Genomic DNA, 24,001 nt, shown 5'->3' on the forward strand with positions numbered 1-24,001 from the left:
GTGAATTGCTGCTTTTTCATTTTATGACATTTGAAATTAAACTTTTTGTCTAATTACTTCATGTCTTAATTTCAGGGAAGCTTACAATTTCAGGGAAGCTTACAATTTCAGGGAAGCTTACAATAGCAATTTTAAAAGACTTATTGGTGTTTGGAAAACCACAGGCAATATCAAATCAAATCGGGGCATTGATAAATTAATTGGCATGGATAGCTACGAGCTGATACTTGACGGAAATTATATTTTGCATAAGGCAGATGTTATGATGGGAAATGAGAGGAGTGAAACTTTTGAACTTATTAAGTTGTATAGCTCATTAGACAAAGCCAAAATGCAATACTTTAACTCAAAAGGAGAAGAAGGTACCATGATAAGTTTTATTATCAACAATGAATTTAAAATTGAAGGAGCAGACTTAAAGTTTAGCGGCCTGATTAATGAAGAAAATACCAAAATAAATGGCAAGTGGTTTATTAATACAGAAAACGAAGGATGGACAGATTTTATTGATCTAAATCTTGTGAAAACGAAAATATGAGAAAAATAATATAATCAAAAAATAGTTAGGGAAAGTCCTGATAACACCGGGCTTTTCCTTATCCAATAAAAAGATGGCAATGAATGAACCAGATTTAATTTCAGAATTTCAACACGTTGAAGATAATTTCAACCGGGCGGTTGTTACCAATGACATCTCAGAAATAAAAAAATGTATAACATCTGATTGGGTATTGGTAGACAGTCAAGGTGGAATTATACAGCAAGAGCGGTTTTTTGAAGTACTGAAACAAGGGCTGCTATCCCATTCGGTGATGAGCAAAGAAGTGTTGCGGGTAAAAATGTACGGAGGTGTAGCACTGGTCTGGCCGGGGGCAAAATACCGGAACCTGGCAAGGAGAACCAATGGAAGCTGATGAATGGATTACAGATGTGTACAAAAAAGACGGTGACGAATGGTTGTGTGGACTGACCCATTTGACCCCGGTAAAAAAATAATTAGTTATGGTAATAGTTGAAAAATTGCTGAAACTGGCACTTTCCTTTCCCGAAACGACGGAAGAGCCCCACTTCGAAAAGACTTCTTTCAGGGTGAAGAAAAAAATATTTGCAACGTATGATGATAAGCTAAAAAGAGTTACCGTCAAGTTATCAGAAATAGATCAGGATATTTTTTCTTCCGCAGATAAATCTGCCATTTATCCGGTTAAAAACAAGTGGGGCAAGCAGGGCTGGACTATAATAGAGCTCGAAATGGTAAGTTGGGAGCTTTTCGTTGAAGTTTTGACAACGGCGTTCTGCGAAGTCGCACCCGAAAAACTAGGCGCCTTAGTTAGATCAGACAAAAATGGACTAAATAAATAAATATACGCTTGCATGGCCATTGAATTTACTGATATAAGCAACCAAAAGCTACTATTAAAACGGCTAACTGAAAAAGATGCTATTGCATTTCACAGTTTGTATTTCCAAAAAGACGGGCAGGAAAGTGAAAAAGTCGAATCAAAGGAGAACAGCAGAGCAGCTTTCGAGTTTACTGAAAATATCATTTCACAATGCAATGATATTTTCACAATACGCACCACCGTAAACCCAGAAAAAATCATTGGAGATTGCGCATTGCACCATTGGGACAAACTGAGGAACGAAATTGAAATCGGCGGCTCCCTGCTTCCCGACTATTGGGGAAAAGGTTTGATGGCAACAGCCTTTCTCTTATTGATCCCCTATGCACAGCGGGAATATGCAATAAACAAAGTCGTAGCGAATACAACCGCTGAAAATATAAACGCATTAAATTTCGCCGAAAAACTAGGTTTCAGAATAGTAGGAACGATGGAAAACAATGTACTGTTAGAAAAAGATTTATGAGGTTTTCTGGCAAATTAATTTAAGACCGAACAATGACAAAACGTGAAGAAATTATAAAAAATTATGTTGACGGCTATAATGCATTCGACATTGACAAGATGGTCCGGGATTTTAACGAAGTTATCATTTTTAAAAACATCAATAATGATGAGGTTACGATGGTGTTAAACGGGATTGAAGCGTTTAGAAAACAAGCTGACCAGGCAAAATCCTATTTTGAAAGCCGGCTGCAAACCATAAAATCTTTCAAGCATAAGGGCGATACCACCGAAATTGAAATAGATTACATTGCAACTTTAGCTTCTGATCTTCCCAACGGATTAAAAAAAGGCGAGCAAATTGATTTAAGCGGAAGATCCATATTCAAATTTTCTGAGGATCAAATTGTTGAGTTAATCGATATAGCTTAGTAAGCGGTACAGATACGAACCATTTAAAAAATTGATCTGACAATGACAATTGAAACACACCATATCAACAATTTAAAAATAGCTGAAATTATTTCTGACGACATTGTTTTAAGATCTGTTGAAGATGGATTAGATTTATTGGGCAATCTATATTATCAGGGATTTGATAAAATATTTATTCATGAAAAAAACATTACGCTCGATTTTTTTGACTTGAAAACAAAACTCGCAGGTGAGGTACTTCAAAAATTTGCTCAGTATCGAATGCCATTAACCATTATAGGTGATTTTTCAAAATCCGAAAGCAAGAGTTTAACGGACTTTATCTATGAAAGCAACAAAGGCCGACAGATCAATTTCGTTGGCTCTCTGTCGGAAGCAATAAAACGATAACTCATCGGTACTTTGGGATTTGCCATTTTAATAAAAGAAATCTGATTTCGAAAGTGAAACACAGCAAAATAAATGAAAAACATGTAAATAAAATACGATGAGAAAAGTAATTGCAACAATCAATACGACACTAGACGGTGTTTGCGACCATACCGCAGGAATTCCTGATGATGAAATACATCAACATTACACAGATTTACTGCGCCATGCGGATGCTATTCTGTTTGGTAGGGTAACGTATCAGCTTATGGAATTTTGGCGGACTTTGGTTGAAAAACCCTCCGGCGAAAAGTCAATGGACGACTTTGCCGCGGTTATAGATAATATCCCAAAAATTGTTTTTTCCCGAACCCTCGAAAGCGTAGACTGGAAAAGTGCAAGGTTGGCGGATCAGAATATAGAAAAAGTGATATTAGAACTTAAACAGCAACCGGGGAAAGACATTCTTATTGGTAGCCGAAGCCTAATTTTACAACTAATGAAACTTGATTTGATTGATCAGTACCATCTTTGTATACACCCTATGGTGGCAGGAGGCGGTTTGCCGTTGTTTGAAGACATAGACAGAACTGTTTTTAAGCTCAATAAAACAAAAATATTCGGCAATGGAGCCGTAATGCTTTACTATGAACCGACAAAGAAAAGCGCTACAAACGGCCAATGACATCATCATGTTAACCATCTTATAACAAAGAGAAATGTCAGAGAAGTTACAATCGGTGCTCAAAATGTTTTCCGACTTTGACGAAAACGAGCTTGTTAGAATATTTAGTTGTTTTAAGCGAAAATCCGTCAGCAAAAATGATGTTTTATTGCATGAGGGAAGCATTTGTAAAGAATTTTACTTTGTGAAAACCGGTTGTGTCCGTATATTTTTTGTAGATAAAAACGGGCATGAAAAGACAAGATACATTATGCTTGATAATCATATTGGAACAGCTTTAACAAGTTTCATTTCTCAAAATCCCTCCGTAGAAATGATAGAAGCTCTTGAAGATACCGAGCTTTTAGCAATCAGTCATGCGGATTTTTATCGGCTGAATAGCCAAATGGATAATTGGAGAAATTTTTATCAGCGAATTTTGGAAATGGCTTATTCGTTTCAAAACAGGAAAATTGAGCAAAGGGTAACCCTAACAGCAAAGCAACGATATGAAATTATTTTGAATGAAAATCCTGCCTTAGTTCAACAGGTATCCAACAAGATATTGGCGTCTTATCTGGATATCCGGGAGGAAACTTTAAGTAGGCTTAAATCAAAATAGAACGATTTTGACCTATGTCAATAGCAATATGTGTAAGACTAAGCATTTTTGCATTTACAAAACGCAATGCAATGCAAAAACTCACACAACACAATTATTGGATAATAATCGCAACGGGACTGATAGCATTTGTCCTCAGTGGAATTTGGTACAGCCCAATGGTTTTCGGTGAAGTATGGGAGACTTACCGAAACCCGCCAAACCCCGAAATACCCAGATGGACGATGGCGTTTGCTCCCTTAAGAGAATTGATTGTTGCATATGTGCTGGCGAAATTAATTCTGCTATTGAATTTATCACAATATAAAGACACATTAAAGCTGGTTTTTCTATTGTGGATTTCCTTTCATGCTGTTGGAATGGCGGGAGCAGTTTTATGGGATCACATGCAATGGCAGTTAGGTGCTGTGCATGCTGGCGATTGGTTAATGAAAATGACATTTATGGGAATTGTGTTGACCAAATGGCTTAATAAGAAATCAATATCATTAAATAATCAATAATATGAAAGAATTTGTTTTATTGTTCCGAATGGACATAAAGAGCGCAGAAGCACAGCCTTCAAAAGAGCAAATGGAAATTTACATGAAACAGTGGATGGTGTGGATCAACGATATCGCAGAGAGAGGTATGCTCGCCGATGGTGGAAATCACTTTTCAAAAGATGGAAGAGTCCTAAAACCCAATGACAGAGTTATTCATCAACCTTATATTGCTGATGATGTATCGGTAGCGGGCTATATAATTATCCTGGCTGAAAACTTAGACGAAGCAACTAAAATAGCTAGGAAATGTCCAATACTAAATGGTCAAAACACAAGTGTTGAAATCAGGGAAACAGCAAAACCCGGCGAATAGAAATCTATGCGAAATACGAAAAAACCATATAAACGAGATATATTAAATCAGATTATAAATTTTTTCTGGACGGCACTCTGTTTTTCTCCTGTATTTTGGTTTTGGTTTCAGGAAGGAATAGACAATATTTACTTTTATGTATTTCTTGGCGTAGCGTTATTTTTTGGGGCTCTTCCAGGGAAGATATTAAGTAAGTTTACGTTAAGTGCAGATAAAAAGGTTTATGAAAAATATGGGATAAAATTCATCAGAAAATTTGTTCAAAATGGAGATATAGTCAATTCCCGAACAAACGGGCTCGGAGCCCCGTCAATAAAGGGTAAAGCTAAAGCGAGGGACTATTTGAAAACAATTGCCATGTATGAACGCTACCATTGGATCTGTCTGCTCTTTTTTCTATTGACGACCATTTATGGTTTTTTCAATGAACATTTTCTTTTGGGATTTTCTATTTTAGCAGCAAATTTTTTATACAACCTTATTCCAATCTTTTTACAGCAATATAATAAAATCAGAATTAAAAAAATAGTGGATTGAATTTGTAAATACTCTAACAAATATAAAATCTTTGAAAGTATAGTGTTTGAGCACTATACTTTTTATTGACTAAAGATCTATAAGGAAATATGTTACTAAATGGTTACCAGTTATATATTACATTCATGTAAGATATTTTTTAAAAATCCAATTGAAGTTATATTAATCTTTTTGAAAAAAGCCCTAAAATGTATTGCCCATTGGGTTAAATTGGCTATATTTGCACCATCGAATCACAAATTATATGTGAGGAAAACGGTGAGTAGTTCTTCAACAAAGAAGTCAGTTTATTGATTAATAGATATTTGAAGGGTAATGGATTCGTCCTGCCACCCCGACAAAAACCAGTTCATCTGGATGCAAAAGCCTCTAAATATCATTATTTAGAGGCTTTTCTGCTTTTAAACAGTTCATATTAATCCGTTTCAATCCATACTTTCTCCAGATGAAAGAAATCCTTGCCACGGAACAATCAAAAACTATTATTATAACCGCAAGTCAGCAAGCAACAAGCGTCCAGTCTATTAATGATGGCGAAAAACTGTCGTCGAAGCTAGAACTAGCTTCAAAAATATAACGCCATTCGCAATTGTCCAAAGTTGATTACTCACAAGAACACATTCAGAAAGTTAATTCATATTTTACGACGGAAGTTGGAGATTGGAAGCATATTAGTTACTCATCTCGATTGGCTAAAGTGGCTAAGCCGGACCTTAACCTTGGTTTAAGACCTGTGTGTTTACTTAAAAAGGAAATACACCAACTATCTGACTAAATAATTTTATCAATGGCCTTTCTGCTGGATCGCGACTTTTTAAAAGCTGATGGTGTCTGTCCGGTAGTCTTTTTAAATTGTGATGAAAGGTGTGCGATACTGCTATATCCTAACTGATTGGCTATCTCTCCCAGGTTTAATTCATTGTAGAAAAGCAGTTCCTTTACCCGTTCTATTCTTTGCCTGATTAAGTATTTTTCTATAGTAACACCCTCCACCGACGAAAATAAAGTGCTTAAATAATTATACTCATGTGAACATTGTTCAGCGATTAGTCTGGACCAGTTCACTTTTGCGCCTACGTCTGCAAAGTTGTAGATTCTGCTGATGATCAGATTTTTTATCTGTTCAACGAGTTGGGTCTTAGTGTTATCTAATAATTCGAATCCCAGTTTTTTAAACACACTATTTAAGGAAGAGAGCTTCTCAGGATCAACGCTCTCCTCAGTAAGTTTTACTATCCCCAGTTCAACGGAAACCGGGTGAAGGTCAAATCCCTGAAGCTCCTCCTTAACAACTTTAATACACCGGTCGCAAACCATGTTTTTTATATACAACTCCATTTTAAGATTTTAAACTGCGTCTCAACAGTTGCGCATTGATTGCCACGATTATAGTACTTGCACTCATCAACACCGCTCCGGCCGCCGGACTAAGCATGAAAGCAGGATACAGAATGCCTGCGGCCAATGGAATGGCTAACACGTTATAGCCTACCGCCCAGATAAGGTTCTGAATCATTTTTCTGTAGACAGCTCTTCCAAATCTTATCATACTAACTACATCCTGAGGATCACTGTTAACTAAAATAATGTCGGCCGTTTCGGCAGCTACATCCGTTCCTGATCCTACAGCAATACCTACATCTGCCTGTGCAAGGGCAGGCGCGTCGTTAACTCCATCACCGGTCATAGCAACAATTTCTCCTTTTTGCTGAAACTCCCTTACTCTTTCCTGTTTTTGATCCGGTAGGACATTCGCTAAAAATCCGTCCATTTCTAAAGAATTCGCAACTGATTCTGCTACATGTTCATTGTCCCCCGTAAGCAGGTAGGACCGAATACCCATAGCTTTAAGTTCTGCTATAGCTGCATGGGAAGTGGGCCGTATAGTATCCGCAAGAGTTATAATACCTACAGGCTGCTCATCAATCAGAAGGAAATTAACGGTTTCTGAAGCGTGATTTATTTGGACAGGAATAGAAGGAATGGCTCGATTTACCTTTTTAAAGTAATTTGGTCCTCCTGCTACAATTTTTTTTCCTTTAACCGTTCCTGTAACACCTGCACCGGGCAAGTAAGCAAAGTCTCCGGATATCCAGAGTTCTAAGCCTCGAGCTTTCAAGATTTTCAATACCCCTCTCGCTATATAATGCTCGGAGTTCTGTTGCAAAGCCGCAGCATATTGCAGTATCTCATTTTCTGTATACTGATTGTCTAAAGAAATAACTTGCTTTACCTGATGGGATCCTTCAGTTAATGTTCCCGTTTTATCAAAAATAATTAAACTCAACTTCCTTGAATCCTCAAATGCCGTACGGTTTCGGATGAGAAGTCCGTTAACTGCCGCCTGGGACGTTGAAATGGCCACCACTAATGGGATTGCAACTCCTAAAGCATGAGGGCATGAGGTTACCATTACCGTAACCATTCTTTCCAGAGCAAACGAAAGATCACCTTCCTGACTAAACCAATATAGGAATGTTGCAATACCAACTGTAAGGGAAATATAAGTAAGCCACTTAGCTACTTTATTGGCCAGATTTTGTGTCGTAGACTTTGTTGCCTGTGCGCTCTGTACCATATTGATCACCTTGTTCAGGTAACTTTCTTTGCCTGTACCAGTAACCAACACCTTTATTGAGCCATCTCCATTGACAGAGCCTCCTATAACTTTATCATCTTTATGCTTTTCAACCGGAAGGCTTTCTCCGGTAAGCATACTTTCATTGACAGAAGAATGTCCCTCCGTAATCCTGCCATCAGCTGGGATCTTTTCTCCCGGTTTTACTAAAATTATATCGTTTTCTCTCAGTTCATTCAGCTGAATATCTGTCACAGAACCATTTCGTTCGACATGGACATTTGAAGGAAGCAGAGCCACCAGTGATTCTAATGCCCTGGACGCGGCCATCTGAGAACGCATCTCAAAATAGTGCCCTAGCAACATTATATCAATCAATGTGGCCAGTTCCCAAAAGAAATCCATCCCCTGTAATCCGAAAATGACAGCCATACTGTATACAAAAGCTACAAGGATCGCTACCCCGATAAGGGTCATCATACCGGGATTCGCGTTCTTAATTTCATTCAGCATTCCCGACAGAAATGGCTTTCCACCATAGAGAAAAACAACAGAGCTAAACCCCAACAGCAGGAGATCCGCTCCGGGAAAGTCTAATTGATATCCAAACCAATGCTGGACCATCTTCGAAAGAAGCAAAATTGGAATCGTCAGAATAATACAAATCCAAAACCGCTTTAAGAAATCGCTGGTATGGTGCCCCATATGTTCGTGGTGGGACGAGCGGTCATCATGAGCTTTAGCGCCATGTTTTGTCGCATGGGTGCTATGCTTCGCTTCCTGATGAATGTTTTCATGGTGATGCTGGTGATTTTCCATAATTACATTTTAGCTTAATTACATTTTACTCATATCGTGGCCGGCCATAGGATCCAAACCCTTCTTTAAGATATACTCACTTGACAGCAGATAAGCACCACTCACTACCACTTCCTTAACCTCTTCTAATCCTGAGGTGATAATTATTTGATTGGCGTCTTCCTGCCCGGTTGTCACCATTCTCGGTGAAAAGGTATTTTTGCCGGTTTTAACCCAGACATGGGCGCCCTTTCCATCCCGGACTACCGCAGCTAAAGGGATGGCGAATCCATTGTTAATTTTTCCTGTACTTAACAATACAGTGGCATGCATTCCCGGTTGAAGCTTCCCCTTGCTTTGTATCGATGCACGAACCTTTAGTATCTGACTCGAAGGGTCTATCTGGGGAGAGATGAAATTTATCTTCAATGTCTGTTCAAATTCCGGAAAGCCGTTGACCGATACGTTGACAGGAGTACCCAGGCTTATCGAACTGGCTTCGGCCGGATAAACGTCAGCTTCTACCCATAACTGGTCGAAATTTTCCAATCTTAGGATTGAAGAACCCTCTGAAACATATTGTCCTTCGGAAACACTTACTTCCTTAACAACACCTGAAGCGGCCGCATTGATGGTTACATAAGGTGAGATTTTGTTCGCCCGCAGCAAAGCGGCAATCTGCAAATCGGAGTACCCAAATAGCTTAAGTTTATTCCTGGCTGCCTCTCTCAGTGTAATGTATATATTTTCAGCGGGGAAAGCTGCGACTTGTTTCGTCTGTAGTAAAAAGTCCTGCTGAAGCGTCTGAAGTTCCTCACTATAGATCTGAAACAGAGGCTGGCCTTTAGATACCTGGCGGCCTGTTTCTTTGACGTATAAGCGTTCAACACGCCCCGCGTACCTGCTTGATATAACTTCTGTCAACTCCGGGTTGCTAATCAGCCGGGCATTCAATACCTTAGAAGTTCCCAAATTAGCTGCTGCAATTTGCATGGTTGTAATATTAGCCAGCTGAACCTGGCTATCCATTAATATAAGCTCATTTTTATCGCTGCCACTACTTACTGGAACTAAGTCCATTCCGCAAACCGGACAGGATCCGGGAGCGTCTTTTATGACCTGCGGGTGCATAGGACAAGTATATTTCTGAGCGGTAACTGCTTTTTCATCATTGCTGCAAGCTGCAATAAACAGAGACGGCATTATACTAGCCAGAGCCAAGCTTCTAATAAATCTTTTCCTTTCCATACTCATTGCTCATTTAAATGTTGCACATTAATAAAGCTCTCGCTGTCTACCAGGAACCAGGCGTTTAAGGCCACCTCCTTTTTGCTGTCAAGGCTGCTGCCTATATCTACCCATTGCCCGGAAACACCCTTCACGTCAACATATACCGGCAGAAAGGCACCATTACGCTTAATGAAAGATACAAAACGCCTCCCCAATTGAAGCACTGCAGTACGGGGCAGCCAGGTTCCGCTCGTTCGGTTGATTTCGCTTTGTACGGTGATCAGTTCCCCTACCTTCCACGTTTTATCTGTATTGCTCAGAGTTGCCCTGACAAGCGAATAATTAGTCCCATCATTATAATAAGGCTGGATCAGGCTCACGGGAACCCGGCTTCTTTTTGTGCTCATGTCAATGGATTGCACGTCGATCATTGTTCCTCTTTTAAATTTATCCAGGTCGCCGGGTGTTACATAGAATTCTGCCCAAACCTGATTTGAATTAACCAGGTTAAACATTCTTTGCCCTGCAGCCAGATATTGTCCTTCTCTCAGCTGCAGAGGAGCATTGGAAGTGACATCAGGTGTTTGCGGCTTTGGCCCCGTGCCCGAACCGGACATCCCTCCCATCGCAGAGCTGCTGCCGGCGGAAGATTCCGAAGTGATCAATGTGCTTCCTGCTGAAGCCGAGCCAGCTGAAGATTGCACGGTTTGTGGCTCCGATACATAGCCGCTATACGGACTGTAAATACTCACCGTGTAGTCGACCTTACCAGTGCTGAGAACATGGTTGATTTGCTGTTCTGTAAATCCTAAAAGCCGAAGCTTCTTTTTTGCCTGTTCTAAAAGAACAGGTTCATTATTACTTTTTAAAAAGAGTAATTCCTGTTGGGCGTCCGCTAAGTCCGGGCTATAAATATCCATCAGCTTCTGTCCTTTGGATACAGCCTGGTAATTATACTTTATATATAGTTTCTCAATTCTTCCGCTTACCCTGGAGGAAACTGAATTTTGGTTATTCGTATTATAATTGATCAGTCCTTTGACGTTCACATCCCGGGAACGTGTACCTGGCGAGGGATAAACGGTCTTTATCTCAGAAATTACCAATTCATTTGTCGGCTTAATTAAGCGCGCCAGGGTGTCATTGATGCCCGCGTCTGCCCCGACCGAATTAACCGGAACCAGATCCATCCCGCAGATGGGACAGGCCCCCGGTTCATCTTTCACTATTTCAGGATGCATCGGGCAAGTATATTTTGCTACTGAATCAATATCTACTCCTTCGTTCTTAGTATTGCAAGCAGAAAGTAACAGAAAAGCCAATAAAACAATAACTGGAAAATTACCTTTCAATATTTTTCTCATAATCGACAATCATTTGATAAAATTTCTTCAACTGCTCTGTATAGCTCATTTGAGCCATGTTTACCGCTTCCCAACCTTCAATCACTGTGCTTATATCGGCCTTGTTTTCCTGATAGGAAAGCATCGATGCTTTCAGATTTTTGGACAAAGCGGGCAGGATCTTACTTTCGTAATTTCTCAACTGAGTTTGCATGGTTATCAGTTCTGCTTCCATCGATTTTGTCATCCCAAGCGCTTCCGATAACATCCCTTCTTTTTGGAGCAACATGGCTTCCCTTTCGAAGTTCATTGATTTTATTTCTGATCTGTACATCTTAGCTGACCAAGGAGCAATTGGAATTGACACCATGCCCATAATCGTATACTGATTGGGCATCATATTGGAGCGTGGCGACATGTGTTCCAACCGCAGGCGGAGATCAGGCTTTGCGTCCTGTCTTATTTGATTGATATTAAGTTCGACTGAACGAATGGAGCGATCCATTTGTCGGATGTCACTCCTCTTCTCTGCTAAATAGGCCCTATCCAGAACAGCAATTGGGTTGAACCCCGGCCGGGCAGACGTATCTACACTGAAATCTGAATTGACCGGACGATACATAAGGGCATTTAAAGCAATTTTCTTAGAACGAATCTCGCTCTCAGTCATTAAGATCATGTTTTCCGATTCGTAAAGACGCCCCTCGGCTTTAAAGACCTGACCCAGGGATCCCTGATTAAAAGGATAGCGTATTTCAGCCAGCTTTTTCATTGTTCCCATGATTGTATGGTTCTCTTTTTGAAAAGCGATCTTTTTAATAGCTACCAGCAGATCATAATACAGCTCCTTTGCTCGGGCCCTTAACTCGTTTGCCTGTACAGCCTGCGAAGCTCTGGTTATAGCGGACTGAGCAGCCAGATACTCCGCCTTTGCCTTCGCCTTTGCCGGGTTAGGAATATCCTGTTCCGCAGACAACATCCAGGAACCACGGTCTGCCTCATTCATAACCCTCGAACCGGGATAGGGCGTCATAAATGTTCCTGCTCCAACCATTGGCGCCATCCAGGCCCTGGCACCTTCTACTCTTGCCTCCTGACTTTTCACCTGGCTGTTAAAAGCTTTCAGGTTTGGGTGATTGGAACTAATTTCCTGCAAAACCTTATCCAGGCTTAATACTTCCTGAGCACATAAAGTGGCCGAACTAGCTAGCAATACGACCAGGATAAAATTTTTAATGATGGACATCGTGCACCTCCAGTTTTCCAAACTTTTTTAATTCATATTCTTTCGTCATCAGAAAGATGAGCGGTGTAACTAACAGGATATGTGTAGAGGATGTTAGAACTCCTCCGATCATCGGCAGTACGATGGGCTGCATCATGTCGCTTCCCACTCCTGTAGACCACAGGACGGGTATTAAGCCGAAAAGAGCAACACATACCGTCATGGTTTTTGGCCGCAGACGTTTTGCTGCACCGTTGATAACATATTCCCTTAAATCTTCTTTGGTAATAGTGTCACTTGAATTACCCTTTAATGCCACCAGTTGTTTCATTGCATCGTTCAGATAAATGACCATCACCACTCCGGTTTCAACCGCAATCCCAAACAATGCAATAAATCCAACGGCAACAGCAACCGACATGTTAACGCCCCAAAAATAGATGATGTAGGCGCCACCGATCAGGGCAAAGGGAATAGTTACTAAACTTAGAAATGCCTCCCTGGCCGATTTAAATGCCAGGTACAGTGACAGGAAGATAATGATCAGGACAATAGGCAGAATATAGATCAAGGTCTGTTGTCCGCGGATCAGATTCTCGTACTGCCCGCTCCATTCCACAAAGTATCCGCTCGGAAGTGTCAGATCTTTGTTTAGTGTCTCCACCGCCTCCTGAACCGTACTTCCCAAATCCCGTTCCCTAACGTTGAACATCACAGCGCCTCTTAATAACGCGTTATCTGAAGTGATCATCGGAGGACCATCGGCAAAGCGAATATCTGTAACAGCAGACAGCGGAATTGTGCCGGCATCAGGAGAAATTACTGGTATCCGTTTGATCAGGTCGATACTATTCCTGAAATCCTGACCCAATCTTAAATGAATGCCAAAGCGTTGACGGCCTTCAATAGTAGTCCCAAATGGTGCACCTCCGATAGCTGTCTCGACTGTGGCATTTATATCATCTACGCTCAGCCCATAGCGCTCCAACTGGTCACGTTTAATATCAATTTCAAGATATTTTCCACCAGTTACGGGCTCTACATACAAATCCTTAACGCCATCAACGTTTTGCAGCAAAGACTGCACTTTTTTGGATACCGCAGCAATCTGATTTAAATCCTGACCATAGACCTTGATACCAACGTCGGTACGGATTCCGGTAGAGAGCATATTAATGCGGTTTATGATGGGTTGTGTCCATCCGTTCACTACGCCGGGGATTTGAAGCTTGGCGTCCAATTCTGCAATGATGTCTTTTTTAGTGATCCCTGGCCGCCAATCCTTCTTCGGCTTTAACGATATGATCGTTTCAATCATGCTGATCGGTGAGTTATCGGTTGCAGTATTCGCTCTTCCTGCTTTACCCAAGACCTTTTCTACTTCGGGAACAGACTTGATTAATTTATCCTGCACCTGCAGAATACGTTTAGCTTCTGCATTGGATACATCTGGCAAAGTAACAGGCATAAAGAGGATAGACTGCTCGTCAAGCGGCGGCATAAACTCCCTCCCCAGACTCATCACTAGTGGAACGCTTATTAAAAGAGCAACGATATTGATTCCTATCGTAGTTTTTCGATACTTCATACAAGCCCGTATAACAGGCTCATATTTCTTTTCCATCCATCTGTTAATGGGGTTTTCATTTTCTGAACGGAACCTTCCTTTCATGAAAAAAGAGATGATAACCGGTGCCAGGGTGATAACCAGTATCGCATCAACCAGTAATATAAATGTTTTCGTATAAGCCAGGGGATGAAAAAGTTTCCCTTCCTGTCCGGTTAAGAGAAATACCGGTAGGAACGAGGTGATGATAATTATGGTAGAGTAAAAAACACCCCGTGATACCTGCTTACAGGCTTTTTCTATAATAGTAAGTCTTTCTTCGCTGGAAAGTTCTACATAGTCTTTTTGATTGTTCTTTCTCCTGAAAAAACGGCTTAATCTATTCTGCATCTGTTTTCCCTCCGTTCATCGTTTCGTTAAGTTGAGCCTGCCGCATGGCAAGATGTTTATAAGAGTTTTCGGCCATAATAATTCCATTATCCACGATTACACCAATGGCCAGCGCAATTCCGGTCAGGGACATAATATTTGAGGAGATATCAAATGCATTTAAAATAATAAAGCTCGCTGCTATCGTGATTGGAATCTGGATAATAATACTCACAGCACTCCTCCAATGAAATAAGAATGCGATTACGATCAGGGAAACCACTATCATCTCCTCGATCAGAGTCGTTTTAATAGATGAAATTGCTTCTTCAATTAATTCACCTCTGTCATAAACAATGTTAAATTTCATGCCCTCAGGCAAGCCCTTGCTTACCTCGGCCATCTTTTCTTTCACTTTGATAATTGTTTCATCTGCATTCTCTCCGTAACGCAATACCACAATTCCTCCAACAACCTCCCCTTCACCATTGTAGTCGAATATCCCCAGACGACTTTCACCAGCCATCTGTACTGTGGCTACATCTTTTATTTTAACGGGTATGGAGTTCTGCGTCCGGATAGCAAGGTTTTCCAACTCCTCGATCGATTTCAGGTACCCGGTTGTCTTAATGATGTATCCAACATCACTCATCTCAAATTTGCGGCCTCCGGCTTCATTGTTATTCGAATTTACAGCGCGGGTAATGTCAGATATGGCTAGTTTATAATAAGTAAGTTTATTCGGATCAATGTTTATCTGGTACTGCTTTTGAAAACCGCCAAAGGAAGCAATCTCACTCACTCCAGGAACATTTTGAAGCGCAAATTTGACATACCAATCCTGGACTGCCCGCTGTTCTCCGAGATCCATTCCTGGTGCATCAAGTGTATACCATAATACATGCCCAACTCCCGTACCGTCTGGTCCCATAGTGGGTGTTACTCCCGCAGGTAAAGCATTATTGATTGAACTCAGCCTCTCGAGAACCCGGGAGCGAGCCCAGTAAACATCCACATCATCTTCGAAAATGACGTAAATAAAACTCATTCCAAACATGGAATTAGCCCTTACATACTTTACTTTAGGTAAGCCCTGCAGGTTTGTCACCAGCGGGTACGTAATTTGATCTTCAATGATCTGTGGGCTTCTGCCCATCCATTCAGTGAACACGATTACCTGATTTTCAGATAAATCGGGTATAGCATCTATTTTGCTTGTCTTGACGGAATAAATTCCCCAGCCAAAAATTACGACGGCAAAAAGAAGTACCAGAAACCTGTTGCGCAATGAAAATGCGATAAGTTTTTCTACCATTATTTTAATGTTGATGACCGATATGGTCCTCTGTTGGTGACGTGACCGAAACGAAAAACGGTAACAAAGGCAAGAAATGCCCGGTCAGACCAGGAAGGCCTAAACTATCAAAGGGGTATTATATACGAAAAATGCAATTTCGAATAAAAACAGGCGTGCTGTCCGTTCGCGGTGGTGAATTGGAGACCGGCTGTTCTTCAATTAATGCTGTAGTAAAAATTTGCGGGATACCTGAATTTCTGTTCGATGGCAGATCGGTACCGAAGACACTAAAGTCAAAGGAATTGCTGCTGGTTTTTTGAGCACTATCAATCTTCAGCTCTTTACTATCATGCTTGCAGCAGTCGCCAGGCTTGTCAGCCTTCATCCCACATTCATTGCAAGCCTTGCCTTCCTTAGAAACGAAGCCCGATTCAACCACCTTACCCATGCAATAATGTACGTACACAGAAGCACCGGATGATACACCCAGATAAAAAACGGCTAATATGGTGACAATGAGATTTTTCATTTAACAGCGTACAAAGATTGTCAAAAAAATCGACATGTTTTTACATAATTTTCGGGAACTTTTATATCATGTTCCCAGCGTTATAACACTAAACCATGTTTAGCCAATTAATTATTTTAGGCTTAATAACAAACGGGTTGCCTGCTACCGCGATTTCGCCAAGCTATCACTTGTACTTTCAATCCAGGTCGTAACGAGTTTCTTTTCAAGCGAGGTGAGTTTTGCATTTCGGTGAAGAACCGTATATGTTCGTAAAGGCATATCATCCGATTTAATACTTTCTGCCATCGCTTTTAATTTACTTTGTTGTCTGCGAGGAGCATAATTACCAAACTCACTGAAATTTAATTTGGCTTTTCCCTCTCTTATATGATGCGACAACCACCAACCAAAAGGCTGCACATAAGAATACCATGGATACCGGGTGCTATTACTATGGCAGTCGTAACATGAGGTTTGCAAAATCGCTTTAACATCTCCTGGCATGTCGTACATAGCACTTAACTCATTTTCTGAAATATGCAAATCCGTATTCCGCTTAGGTTGGAACAACTGTAGGAGCAGCAATATTGCCCCTACAGTAATCAGCACGTTTTTACTTCGGCTCATTCATTTAATTTAGTTCCTCTGTAACCGTACCGCAGTCAAGCATTTCACTACCAAAATACGGGTTACGAATTTCCTTGACTTCACTGAGCCAATTTCCACCTTTATTATTGTTGTACATAGGACAGTTTGCATAGTACAGCTTCTTACCACCTACACTTTTGGCAAATTCATATATCTCCTGACTGAGGGTTTCGAAATGTTCACGCTGGTGCTTTATGTTACCTGAGTTTGCACCTATGTGTTCTGCATGCTCTTTAGCATCCTCATGGATGTCGTTATAAACCTTGCTTTGTTCACTGTTCAAAGAACTCTTATCAAAGCTTTCCAAAGCATTCAATAATTCATTACCAGCTTCCGCAGCTACTTTATCATTATCCTGAGTCAAAGCATTTTTTAGTTTGAAATAAGAGTTTAACAGCGGGTCTATGGCGGAAGGGCTTTCAATGGCCTCTGAAGATGAAGCAGTCGAATCGGAGTTGGCCTGGGTTGTTTTTTTTGTTGAATCGGTAGTACACGCAGCTGTTAACAACGTTAGAACCGCGAAAGTGAGAATTAGATTTTTCATATATGAATAAGTTATTAATTATAATTAATTTAATTAGCCGGCATCAATTAGAAGAAAAACTCCGCGCAGGAGATAATTCAATAGATTAGCCTGATTGAAGAAATAGTGTCTGGAAACTTCACCTGACGACTGGAGCCCCGCCTGTCAAATACGGAAATTACAGTATAGAATGAAAGCCGGCGTTGCCTGCGTTCGGTTTAAAGCGGCATTAAATACATTTACCTTATCTAATGAAGAGATAGGAAGTTCATCGATTTCGGCAAGATTTTTTGAGGGAACTTCAATTCCGAGCAGGGTAAAGTGATAACCTACTTTAGATGCTGTTAGCGAGTCTTTAACTTTAAATTTATGCTGCAGATGCTTACAACAGTTTTCGGAACTACTCTTATCCATGCCACAATTTCCGCATTTCTCCGTCTTGTCTGAAGAAAAACTCAAGTCGATCAGTTCTCCCATACAGTAATGGATGTGCACTGTCGCTTCTGAGGAAACTCCCAGGTAGAATACGGCTAATACGGTAATGAAAAACCTCTTCATGGACACCACAAAGATTGGGAAAATGCCTAAGACGATTTTATATAATTTCTATAAAAATTTACACTTTATTTTGTTTGTCTTTTATTCTACAACGGAAATATCTACTCACTCGACTTTCTGAATTGTTCAATTTCCTTATTCTGATCAGCTATCATTTTATTAGCCATGGCAATTAACTTAGTGTCTTTCCCAAATTGAATGGCACTCCCGCTTACCTGACCAAACGGTCTGACGTGAAAGAGGATGGCACATTCGTCCCCGCCCGGAGCGTACTTCGATCAGTTCAGCACTAGTTTCCAGAGTGGGATTGCCTTTTGGGCTTTCAGTGTCAGAAGGCTTACATTGGCAAGCTCGGCCAGGTGCGGCCGGGTGATGTCCAGGGCTTCTCTTCCTTCTTTATGGACAATAATCAATTCCGGATGGTGCATTGTATTGCTCTATTTAATAAAAGAGAGCTGCAATATTTAATAAAACAAACAAAAAGAATATTATGCAACACTTTTTCAGCATTTAATAGCTTCCAATAAATATTTCCACAAGAGGTGCATTATGATGGTCTGTTACTGACACCGGATACAATCCAAGTTTCCATTAGAAGAAAAAGGGAAGCAAAACCTCTCCTTTTTTGAAAAACTTAAATGCCCAAGCAAGATCCCACTATTAAGCACTTACAGATACACGTGTTTCCCGTAACACCAGCTCAATAAGTACCTGATTTACATAACACTGAAATCCAGGGCATAAGTTTTGTTTCAATCTCCGTCTAAACTCTCCTAAAACTGAAAAACATGGACACTCTTGAATTCAATTCCGTAGTAACCAGCCAGCGAAATTCACTCGCATTATTTGCTTTGCATTTCACACACGACCCGGATGACGCAAATGACCTGGTACAGGATACAATGCTTAAGGCAATTACTTACTACACGAAGTTTAAAGATGGCACGAACATAAAGGGCTGGCTATATACAATTATGAAAAACACGTTCATAAATAATTACCGAAAGCTTGTTCGAACCAATACCTTCATAGTCAGGGCGGATGATATTTCGGATGCAAACCTTTCCTATGCTCCGGCCAAAAACCTCGCCGAGCCCAAGTTTATCATGGAAGACCTGCAAGCGGCCTTGAGCAAGCTTCCCGAGGCGTATTACGTTCCGTTTACGATGTATTTTGAAGGCTACCACTACTACGAAATAGCAGACCACCTTAAGATACCGCTCGGTACCGTTAAAACCAGGATACATGTAGCGCGACAACTGATGAAAAAGTATTTAAAAACCTACGACACTGGCCGGGAAGCTTTCTATGCGGACTAAGACACACGTTTAGAGTGTCACCGTGCGCAGGCATTCTCAGCGCACGATATGCATGTCTATCGCACCAGCCCAATCGTAAAGCCTGCCATAACGATAGACGTCCCGGCTACCTTACTCAGCAATAAGCCTGACCAGGAATGCCTTAAACTCCTCGTTGGTAAAATCGCCCATTCCCTCATGTTTGAAAACCACTCTGCCCTGTTTATCGAGAACCAGCGTTGTAGGTAAGGTTCCGTCCATGTAAGAAGACGGTATTGGGCCGGTGGGGGTGTAAACGGGTAATGAAAACTTTCTCCTGTCCATAAACTTCTGAGACTTGCTCCTGTTATTGTCGACATCAACCATTACAAACATCATCTCTTTATGCTTACGTAGTTCCGCGTAAAGTTTGTTGATGGACGGCATTTCTGCGATACAGGGCGGGCACCATGTAGCCCAGAAGTTGATAAAAACAACCTTTCCTTTTTGATCGGCCAGCTTCATGATCTCGTCATTGGAACTTTTGAACATGATCTCTTTGTCCTCCCCCTTTATAACCGTCCCGGTTAGCAGCTGACCAGGGCCATCGGGCACCTTCGGCTGAAACAAACCTATTTTCATCAGGTTCTGCATCACAAGTCCCTTGAAATCGGGATTTAGAAACATAGCAAGCATGAAAACTACCAGGATAGCGGTAATCAGATTGGATGTGGTAAGGTACTTCGCCTTCAAAATATTAAATAGACTTATATGCTTTTAACAGGTCATCATAGGTAAATTCCTTTTGGTAGAACTCACGTTTACCTTTGGATCTGTTTATAAAGATTGTTGCAGGCAAAGCGCCCGACCAGCTTTTGTCAACACGGCCGGGGTACGCTTGCTGGTTCTTTTCATTGAGTAAAAGCACCTCGTTCTTAAGCTTCAGCCGCTTTGTTATCGGTTTAACAGCAGAATTCAGTTTTGAAGGTAAATCGATACTGAGCAGAAGGATCTTAACTTTATCGTTTTGCAGTTCTATACCAAGCCTTTCAAAATGAGGCAGTTCTTTCAGGCACGGAGCACACCATGTAGCCCAGAAATTAACCACATAGGTAGTATCCTTGCCTTGGTCTAAACGCTTTTCCAATTGGTCTAACGTGATCAGCCTAACCGTCTGGCCTTTTATATTGGGTGACGGGCCTAAAAATATAAAGAGAAAGGCACCTGCAAGAATTGATCGCATCCGCGAAATTACACAATAAGCTGTACCTAAATTCTATTTTATATTATCCACTACATAAGAGCTCATTTTTACGACCTTATCATCTTTAAAATGATAAATATCGCAGAAGTTGCTCTCGTACTCCGTACCGTCTTTTCTCTTGTTGGTACTCGACCCTTGTACGGAGGCCATATCGCCTTCAATTACTACCGTGCTGAACCGGAAGTTGGTATGCTCGGGCATATCGCTGCCATCCATTTTGCTGAGCTCTTCCAATCCGTTAAACCTGGTATGTCCTGAAGAGGAACTATACATATCCCAAACGACATCCTCTGCCAGGTAATCCATAAAAGCCTCCATCCTGCCATCCGTAAAGAGACGGTTGATCTGTTCGATAAGTTCTTTTGTTGTTGCCATTGTAGTGAAACAGTTAGTAATAGAATATTGTTTTCCCCCGCCTGCCGGCGGAGACTTTTGACTTAAAGCAGCTTTCCGTCAGAATCAACTTCGATCACCTCATAACCAAGTTTTTCCAGCCCGGGCTTGATAACACCCTTATCCCCTACGATCACAATATTCATTTTGTCAACAGGTAAATGTTTTGCCGCTAAAGCATTGATCTCAGCCTTAGTTATATTCTGCAATATCTCGTTCTGCTTTTTCACGAAGTCCTTATCAAGATCGTAACGGATAATATTACTCAGGAAAGACGCTTTTTGCAGTGCAGTCTCATATTTACGGGCATCGCTCTGCCCGATGGCACTCTTCACAAAGGCAAGTTCCTCATCTGTAATACCTTCCTCCTTGTATCGCTTGATCTCCTTAATAAATTCCACCACCGAGCTATCTGAAACATTGGTGCGGACCCCGGCAGAAGCAGTATATGGTCCCGGAAATTCAGTTCCCGAAAAACCAGAACCAGCGCCATAAGTATAACCCTTGTCTTCGCGCAGATTTAGGTTTATACGACTGTTAAAGGCGCCTCCTAAAATATAATTCATAATACCTGCCCTGTAGTATTCGCCCGTGGCATCATAAGGCAGTGCGATGTACCCGATCCTGATCTCCGATTGGGCGGCCTTATCTTTGTTGACAAGATAGATCTTAGTTTTCTCTATTACAGCCGGCTTGACATCAGCAGGGATCGCTACAGGCTTTGCCTGCCATTTATTAAGGAATGCAAGTTTAGGCATAATAAGCTTTTGCTCAGTATCGCCAACGATCACCAGGTCGGCAACAGCGGCTGAAAAGTTATCCCTGTAGAACTTCTTGACATCGTCCAGGGTGATCGACCCCACGCTGGCTGTTGTGCCGATATTTGGAATTGCCATGATATTACCGTCACCGTAAAGCAATCTGCTGTATACGTTGGAAGCTACCACGTTGGCCTGCGTGCTTTGGTTAGCTATTGACTCGATCGTTTGCTTTTTTATGCGGTCGAAATCTGCCGGGTCAAAACGTGGATGTAACATCCGTTCCTCAAGCAGAGCCAGGGTCGCATCCAGGTTCTTGGTCAAGGATTGTACAGAAATGTTCAAACGGTCGGCGCCGCTGTAAAAGCTGATCGAGGAGCCTAATTTTTCAAGCTGGCTGCTAATTTCCTCAGACGAGTATTTTTCTGAACCTTCATTCAGCATGGCAGCTGTTAAGGAAGCAATACCAGCTTTCCCGGGATCCTTCGCTTCCAGCTTATGCCCGCCTTTTATCGAGAACAATAAGGCCACAGAAGGCACTTCGTTGTATTTTGCACCGATGATCCGTACACCATTACTGGTCTTATCAGTCCAGAACGGCGGTACATTAACCACCGGATTAGGTCCTGACGGCGGCCTTTGCTTCCTGTCGAAATTATCTTTCGCCTTTTCGTACTTCAGGCCGCTATACTGGTCTTTGGGCGGCACATAACCTGCCGGGTTAACAGTATAATTATCCGGCGCTGCTACAGCATCCGCCTTGCCCTTGGGTACTACGCTCAGCAGTACGGCGTGTTTACCCTTAATATACTTATTGTAAACCCTCATCACATCCTCACGCGTTACACCTTTATAACGTTTAAGGTCGGCAGGAAGATAATTAGGATTACCCGTAAAAGTTTGATACGCTGCGAGTGCAGCGGTTTTTCCAGCCACGCTCGACAGCGTATTGATCTCATTTGCTTCATACGAAGCCTTAAAACGGGTGAGCGCGTCGTCACTGATACCGGTTTTTTCGAATTCGACAAGCGCTTGCCTGACCAGCTTTTCCATTTCAGCAAGCGTTTGTGTGGGGAAAGGCAAGACAGTTATTGAAAATTCACCTCCAAGCTCAGAGCATGGGTTGGATGCGGACGCCTGTACAGCCTTCTGGGTCTTAACCAGGTTTTTATAAAGGATAGAATTTTTGCCCTGCCCTATTATTTCCGCTAAGAGATCGAGCGGCACCTCATCCTGGTGGAATCGCGGCACAGTGGGAAATGTCATCTGGAGTAAGGGAAAACGTACATTATCCTCGTAAGAAATATAGCGGTCCTTATCCAGAACAGGCGCAGGCAGTTTCATATTCTGCACTGCCGGGCCTTTCTTTATAGGTCCGAAATACTTCTCAGCCAGTTTTACAACCTGTGCAGGACTTACATCACCGCCAACGGTCAGCGTTGCATTGTTTGGTCCGTACCAGCGCAGGAAAAAATTCTTCAGGTCGTCCAGGTTCCCACGGTTCAGGTCCTCGATATAACCAATGGTAGTCCATGAATATGGGTGCCCGTACGGATACAAAGCCGCCGAAGTCTTTTCATACACAAGGCCATAGGGGCGGTTATCATAATTCTGGCCGCGTTCGTTCTTAACCGTTGAGCGCTGTATCTCAAATTTCTGCTGTGTCACAGCATCCAGTAAAAAACCCATACGGTCTGCCTCAAGCCATAAAGCTGTTTCGAGCTGGTTGCTTGGCAAAGTCTGATAATAATTGGTGCGGTCGCGGTTGGTGCTGCCGTTTAACGTTCCACCTGCCTGTGACACGATCTTAAAATGTTCCTCATCCGCTACGTTATCCGATCCCTGGAACATCATATGTTCAAAAAAATGAGCAAATCCCGACTTACCCACCTCTTCTCTTGCCGAGCCCACGTGATAGGTTACATCCACATGCACTACAGGGTCAGAATGATCCTCATGGACAACAACGGTAAGACCATTTGGCAATACATACTTTTCGTAAGGAATAATGATCTCGCTGCCTTTACGGGCAACCTTTTCAACAAGTTTAGCCTGGCCCGCAGGCTTCAGGGTCTGAGCGCCGGCATTGAGACTTAAGAATGCCAGGACTGCAAAGCATATTTTGACGTTAATTTTCATAAGGGTATAATAATTGGTGACCCAAGATAATTATTTGATACCCAAATCACAATAGTGGAAGAGAAGGCAATATTATCTGCTGCGGATCTGTGTATTATTCTTCCCATAATGTTTAAAATTTAAAATATTAAAAATTCAGTTAATTCAGCTGTGCGTCCACCGGTATAACTATTTGCCAGACCAAACGTAAA

28 protein-coding genes are annotated in these 24,001 nt (G+C 41.6%); 12 read left to right on the top strand and 16 right to left on the bottom strand.

The features are described 5' to 3' along the window. The first annotated feature begins 205 nt into the window (after positions 1–205). The 11 genes from P2W76_RS03325 (at position 206) to P2W76_RS03375 (ending at position 5,332) form a co-directional block, all read left to right on the top strand. Positions 206–538: a hypothetical protein gene (locus tag P2W76_RS03325; protein WP_276346074.1), complete on the top strand. Its 333-nt coding sequence runs from the start codon at positions 206–208 to the stop codon at positions 536–538. A 79-nt stretch (positions 539–617) separates the two neighbouring features. Next, positions 618–914, top strand: coding sequence for a DUF4440 domain-containing protein (locus P2W76_RS03330; RefSeq protein WP_276346075.1), 297 nt, complete (start codon positions 618–620; stop codon positions 912–914). 88 nt (positions 915–1,002) lie between these two features. Beyond that, on the top strand, positions 1,003–1,362 hold the full coding sequence (locus P2W76_RS03335; RefSeq protein WP_276346076.1) for an MmcQ/YjbR family DNA-binding protein: 360 nt from the start codon (positions 1,003–1,005) through the stop codon (positions 1,360–1,362). A gap of 12 nt (positions 1,363–1,374) precedes the next feature. Continuing rightward, positions 1,375–1,869, top strand: coding sequence for a GNAT family N-acetyltransferase (locus P2W76_RS03340; protein ID WP_080779274.1), 495 nt, complete (start codon positions 1,375–1,377; stop codon positions 1,867–1,869). Positions 1,870–1,901: 32 nt separating this feature from the next. After that, on the top strand, positions 1,902–2,279 hold the full coding sequence (locus P2W76_RS03345) for a nuclear transport factor 2 family protein (protein ID WP_276346077.1): 378 nt from the start codon (positions 1,902–1,904) through the stop codon (positions 2,277–2,279). Positions 2,280–2,321: 42 nt separating this feature from the next. Next, on the top strand, positions 2,322–2,672 hold the full coding sequence (locus P2W76_RS03350; RefSeq protein ID WP_276346078.1) for a DUF4180 domain-containing protein: 351 nt from the start codon (positions 2,322–2,324) through the stop codon (positions 2,670–2,672). Positions 2,673–2,769: 97 nt separating this feature from the next. Then, on the top strand, positions 2,770–3,336 hold the full coding sequence (locus tag P2W76_RS03355; protein ID WP_276346079.1) for a dihydrofolate reductase family protein: 567 nt from the start codon (positions 2,770–2,772) through the stop codon (positions 3,334–3,336). Positions 3,337–3,370: 34 nt separating this feature from the next. Next, a complete protein-coding gene (locus P2W76_RS03360; protein WP_276346080.1) occupies positions 3,371–3,937 on the top strand; it encodes a cyclic nucleotide-binding domain-containing protein in 567 nt (188 codons plus the stop codon). A 71-nt stretch (positions 3,938–4,008) separates the two neighbouring features. After that, positions 4,009–4,440, top strand: a complete 432-nt coding sequence (locus P2W76_RS03365; protein ID WP_276346081.1) for a DUF1761 domain-containing protein — start codon at positions 4,009–4,011, stop codon at positions 4,438–4,440. A gap of 1 nt (position 4,441) precedes the next feature. After that, the gene (locus tag P2W76_RS03370; RefSeq protein ID WP_132776622.1) at positions 4,442–4,795 is read left to right on the top strand and encodes a YciI family protein; all 354 of its coding nucleotides are present in this window, start codon (positions 4,442–4,444) and stop codon (positions 4,793–4,795) included. Positions 4,796–4,801: 6 nt separating this feature from the next. Further along, on the top strand, positions 4,802–5,332 hold the full coding sequence (locus tag P2W76_RS03375) for a hypothetical protein (RefSeq protein WP_276346082.1): 531 nt from the start codon (positions 4,802–4,804) through the stop codon (positions 5,330–5,332). Positions 5,333–6,103: 771 nt separating this feature from the next. Here the strand turns inward: P2W76_RS03375 and P2W76_RS03380 are convergent. From P2W76_RS03380 to P2W76_RS03435, 12 genes are all read right to left on the bottom strand, one after another. Next, positions 6,104–6,670 carry an AraC family transcriptional regulator gene (locus tag P2W76_RS03380; RefSeq protein ID WP_276346083.1) on the bottom strand — a complete coding sequence of 189 codons (567 nt, stop codon included), beginning with the start codon at positions 6,668–6,670 and terminating at the stop codon, positions 6,104–6,106. A gap of 1 nt (position 6,671) precedes the next feature. Continuing rightward, positions 6,672–8,729: a copper-translocating P-type ATPase gene (locus tag P2W76_RS03385; protein WP_276346084.1), complete on the bottom strand. Its 2,058-nt coding sequence runs from the start codon at positions 8,727–8,729 to the stop codon at positions 6,672–6,674. 18 nt (positions 8,730–8,747) lie between these two features. Next, positions 8,748–9,956 (bottom strand): efflux RND transporter periplasmic adaptor subunit, encoded by a 1,209-nt coding sequence (locus tag P2W76_RS03390; RefSeq protein WP_276346085.1) that lies wholly within the window; start codon positions 9,954–9,956, stop codon positions 8,748–8,750. A 2-nt stretch (positions 9,957–9,958) separates the two neighbouring features. Then, positions 9,959–11,302: an efflux RND transporter periplasmic adaptor subunit gene (locus P2W76_RS03395; protein ID WP_276346086.1), complete on the bottom strand. Its 1,344-nt coding sequence runs from the start codon at positions 11,300–11,302 to the stop codon at positions 9,959–9,961. Next, complete coding sequence (locus tag P2W76_RS03400; protein WP_276346087.1) at positions 11,280–12,527, bottom strand: TolC family protein; 1,248 nt, start codon at positions 12,525–12,527, stop codon at positions 11,280–11,282. The genes P2W76_RS03395 and P2W76_RS03400 overlap by 23 nt, the downstream gene beginning before the upstream one ends. Further along, the gene (locus P2W76_RS03405; RefSeq protein WP_276346088.1) at positions 12,514–14,463 is read right to left on the bottom strand and encodes an efflux RND transporter permease subunit; all 1,950 of its coding nucleotides are present in this window, start codon (positions 14,461–14,463) and stop codon (positions 12,514–12,516) included. The genes P2W76_RS03400 and P2W76_RS03405 overlap by 14 nt, the downstream gene beginning before the upstream one ends. Continuing rightward, on the bottom strand, positions 14,453–15,757 hold the full coding sequence (locus P2W76_RS03410) for an efflux RND transporter permease subunit (RefSeq protein WP_276346089.1): 1,305 nt from the start codon (positions 15,755–15,757) through the stop codon (positions 14,453–14,455). The genes P2W76_RS03405 and P2W76_RS03410 overlap by 11 nt, the downstream gene beginning before the upstream one ends. Positions 15,758–15,875: 118 nt before the next feature. Beyond that, entirely contained in the window at positions 15,876–16,268 is a 393-nt protein-coding gene (locus P2W76_RS03415; protein ID WP_276346090.1) for a hypothetical protein, read from the bottom strand. Positions 16,269–16,412: 144 nt separating this feature from the next. Further along, a complete protein-coding gene (locus P2W76_RS03420) occupies positions 16,413–16,877 on the bottom strand; it encodes a heme-binding domain-containing protein (RefSeq protein ID WP_276346091.1) in 465 nt (154 codons plus the stop codon). 4 nt (positions 16,878–16,881) lie between these two features. Further along, positions 16,882–17,442, bottom strand: coding sequence for a DUF3347 domain-containing protein (locus P2W76_RS03425; protein WP_276346092.1), 561 nt, complete (start codon positions 17,440–17,442; stop codon positions 16,882–16,884). A gap of 144 nt (positions 17,443–17,586) precedes the next feature. Then, positions 17,587–17,979: a hypothetical protein gene (locus P2W76_RS03430; RefSeq protein WP_276346093.1), complete on the bottom strand. Its 393-nt coding sequence runs from the start codon at positions 17,977–17,979 to the stop codon at positions 17,587–17,589. A 278-nt stretch (positions 17,980–18,257) separates the two neighbouring features. Further along, complete coding sequence (locus P2W76_RS03435) at positions 18,258–18,407, bottom strand: hypothetical protein (RefSeq protein WP_276346094.1); 150 nt, start codon at positions 18,405–18,407, stop codon at positions 18,258–18,260. A gap of 360 nt (positions 18,408–18,767) precedes the next feature. Between P2W76_RS03435 and P2W76_RS03440 the strand changes: the two genes are divergently transcribed. Beyond that, positions 18,768–19,298, top strand: coding sequence for an RNA polymerase sigma factor (locus tag P2W76_RS03440; RefSeq protein ID WP_276346095.1), 531 nt, complete (start codon positions 18,768–18,770; stop codon positions 19,296–19,298). Positions 19,299–19,409: 111 nt separating this feature from the next. Here the strand turns inward: P2W76_RS03440 and P2W76_RS03445 are convergent, their stop codons facing one another. The 4 genes from P2W76_RS03445 to P2W76_RS03460 form a co-directional block, all read right to left on the bottom strand. Beyond that, entirely contained in the window at positions 19,410–20,009 is a 600-nt protein-coding gene (locus P2W76_RS03445; protein WP_276346096.1) for a TlpA disulfide reductase family protein, read from the bottom strand. Positions 20,010–20,013: 4 nt separating this feature from the next. Then, positions 20,014–20,499 (bottom strand): TlpA disulfide reductase family protein, encoded by a 486-nt coding sequence (locus P2W76_RS03450; protein ID WP_276346097.1) that lies wholly within the window; start codon positions 20,497–20,499, stop codon positions 20,014–20,016. Between the two features lie 33 nt (positions 20,500–20,532). Then, positions 20,533–20,895 carry a nuclear transport factor 2 family protein gene (locus P2W76_RS03455; RefSeq protein ID WP_276346098.1) on the bottom strand — a complete coding sequence of 121 codons (363 nt, stop codon included), beginning with the start codon at positions 20,893–20,895 and terminating at the stop codon, positions 20,533–20,535. Between the two features lie 62 nt (positions 20,896–20,957). After that, positions 20,958–23,810, bottom strand: a complete 2,853-nt coding sequence (locus P2W76_RS03460; protein ID WP_276346099.1) for a pitrilysin family protein — start codon at positions 23,808–23,810, stop codon at positions 20,958–20,960. Between the last annotated feature and the right edge of the window lie 191 nt (positions 23,811–24,001).

The organism is Daejeonella sp. JGW-45 (assembly GCF_029360805.1).
Classification (GTDB): domain Bacteria; phylum Bacteroidota; class Bacteroidia; order Sphingobacteriales; family Sphingobacteriaceae; genus Daejeonella.

What these genes read in the sequence shown, in the direction of transcription:
- P2W76_RS03325 (WP_276346074.1), top strand. Translation starts at nt 206, where the DNA reads ATGGATAGCTACGAGCTGATACTTGACGGAAATTATATTTTGCATAAG.
- P2W76_RS03330 (WP_276346075.1), top strand. Translation starts at nt 618, where the DNA reads ATGAATGAACCAGATTTAATTTCAGAATTTCAACACGTTGAAGATAAT.
- P2W76_RS03335 (WP_276346076.1), top strand. Translation starts at nt 1,003, where the DNA reads ATGGTAATAGTTGAAAAATTGCTGAAACTGGCACTTTCCTTTCCCGAA.
- P2W76_RS03340 (WP_080779274.1), top strand. Translation starts at nt 1,375, where the DNA reads ATGGCCATTGAATTTACTGATATAAGCAACCAAAAGCTACTATTAAAA.
- P2W76_RS03345 (WP_276346077.1), top strand. Translation starts at nt 1,902, where the DNA reads ATGACAAAACGTGAAGAAATTATAAAAAATTATGTTGACGGCTATAAT.
- P2W76_RS03350 (WP_276346078.1), top strand. Translation starts at nt 2,322, where the DNA reads ATGACAATTGAAACACACCATATCAACAATTTAAAAATAGCTGAAATT.
- P2W76_RS03355 (WP_276346079.1), top strand. Translation starts at nt 2,770, where the DNA reads ATGAGAAAAGTAATTGCAACAATCAATACGACACTAGACGGTGTTTGC.
- P2W76_RS03360 (WP_276346080.1), top strand. Translation starts at nt 3,371, where the DNA reads ATGTCAGAGAAGTTACAATCGGTGCTCAAAATGTTTTCCGACTTTGAC.
- P2W76_RS03365 (WP_276346081.1), top strand. Translation starts at nt 4,009, where the DNA reads ATGCAAAAACTCACACAACACAATTATTGGATAATAATCGCAACGGGA.
- P2W76_RS03370 (WP_132776622.1), top strand. Translation starts at nt 4,442, where the DNA reads ATGAAAGAATTTGTTTTATTGTTCCGAATGGACATAAAGAGCGCAGAA.
- P2W76_RS03375 (WP_276346082.1), top strand. Translation starts at nt 4,802, where the DNA reads ATGCGAAATACGAAAAAACCATATAAACGAGATATATTAAATCAGATT.
- P2W76_RS03380 (WP_276346083.1), bottom strand. Translation starts at nt 6,670, where the DNA reads ATGGAGTTGTATATAAAAAACATGGTTTGCGACCGGTGTATTAAAGTT.
- P2W76_RS03385 (WP_276346084.1), bottom strand. Translation starts at nt 8,729, where the DNA reads ATGGAAAATCACCAGCATCACCATGAAAACATTCATCAGGAAGCGAAG.
- P2W76_RS03390 (WP_276346085.1), bottom strand. Translation starts at nt 9,956, where the DNA reads ATGGAAAGGAAAAGATTTATTAGAAGCTTGGCTCTGGCTAGTATAATG.
- P2W76_RS03395 (WP_276346086.1), bottom strand. Translation starts at nt 11,302, where the DNA reads ATGAGAAAAATATTGAAAGGTAATTTTCCAGTTATTGTTTTATTGGCT.
- P2W76_RS03400 (WP_276346087.1), bottom strand. Translation starts at nt 12,527, where the DNA reads ATGTCCATCATTAAAAATTTTATCCTGGTCGTATTGCTAGCTAGTTCG.
- P2W76_RS03405 (WP_276346088.1), bottom strand. Translation starts at nt 14,463, where the DNA reads ATGCAGAATAGATTAAGCCGTTTTTTCAGGAGAAAGAACAATCAAAAA.
- P2W76_RS03410 (WP_276346089.1), bottom strand. Translation starts at nt 15,757, where the DNA reads ATGGTAGAAAAACTTATCGCATTTTCATTGCGCAACAGGTTTCTGGTA.
- P2W76_RS03415 (WP_276346090.1), bottom strand. Translation starts at nt 16,268, where the DNA reads ATGAAAAATCTCATTGTCACCATATTAGCCGTTTTTTATCTGGGTGTA.
- P2W76_RS03420 (WP_276346091.1), bottom strand. Translation starts at nt 16,877, where the DNA reads ATGAGCCGAAGTAAAAACGTGCTGATTACTGTAGGGGCAATATTGCTG.
- P2W76_RS03425 (WP_276346092.1), bottom strand. Translation starts at nt 17,442, where the DNA reads ATGAAAAATCTAATTCTCACTTTCGCGGTTCTAACGTTGTTAACAGCT.
- P2W76_RS03430 (WP_276346093.1), bottom strand. Translation starts at nt 17,979, where the DNA reads ATGAAGAGGTTTTTCATTACCGTATTAGCCGTATTCTACCTGGGAGTT.
- P2W76_RS03435 (WP_276346094.1), bottom strand. Translation starts at nt 18,407, where the DNA reads ATGCACCATCCGGAATTGATTATTGTCCATAAAGAAGGAAGAGAAGCC.
- P2W76_RS03440 (WP_276346095.1), top strand. Translation starts at nt 18,768, where the DNA reads ATGGACACTCTTGAATTCAATTCCGTAGTAACCAGCCAGCGAAATTCA.
- P2W76_RS03450 (WP_276346097.1), bottom strand. Translation starts at nt 20,499, where the DNA reads ATGCGATCAATTCTTGCAGGTGCCTTTCTCTTTATATTTTTAGGCCCG.
- P2W76_RS03455 (WP_276346098.1), bottom strand. Translation starts at nt 20,895, where the DNA reads ATGGCAACAACAAAAGAACTTATCGAACAGATCAACCGTCTCTTTACG.
- P2W76_RS03460 (WP_276346099.1), bottom strand. Translation starts at nt 23,810, where the DNA reads ATGAAAATTAACGTCAAAATATGCTTTGCAGTCCTGGCATTCTTAAGT.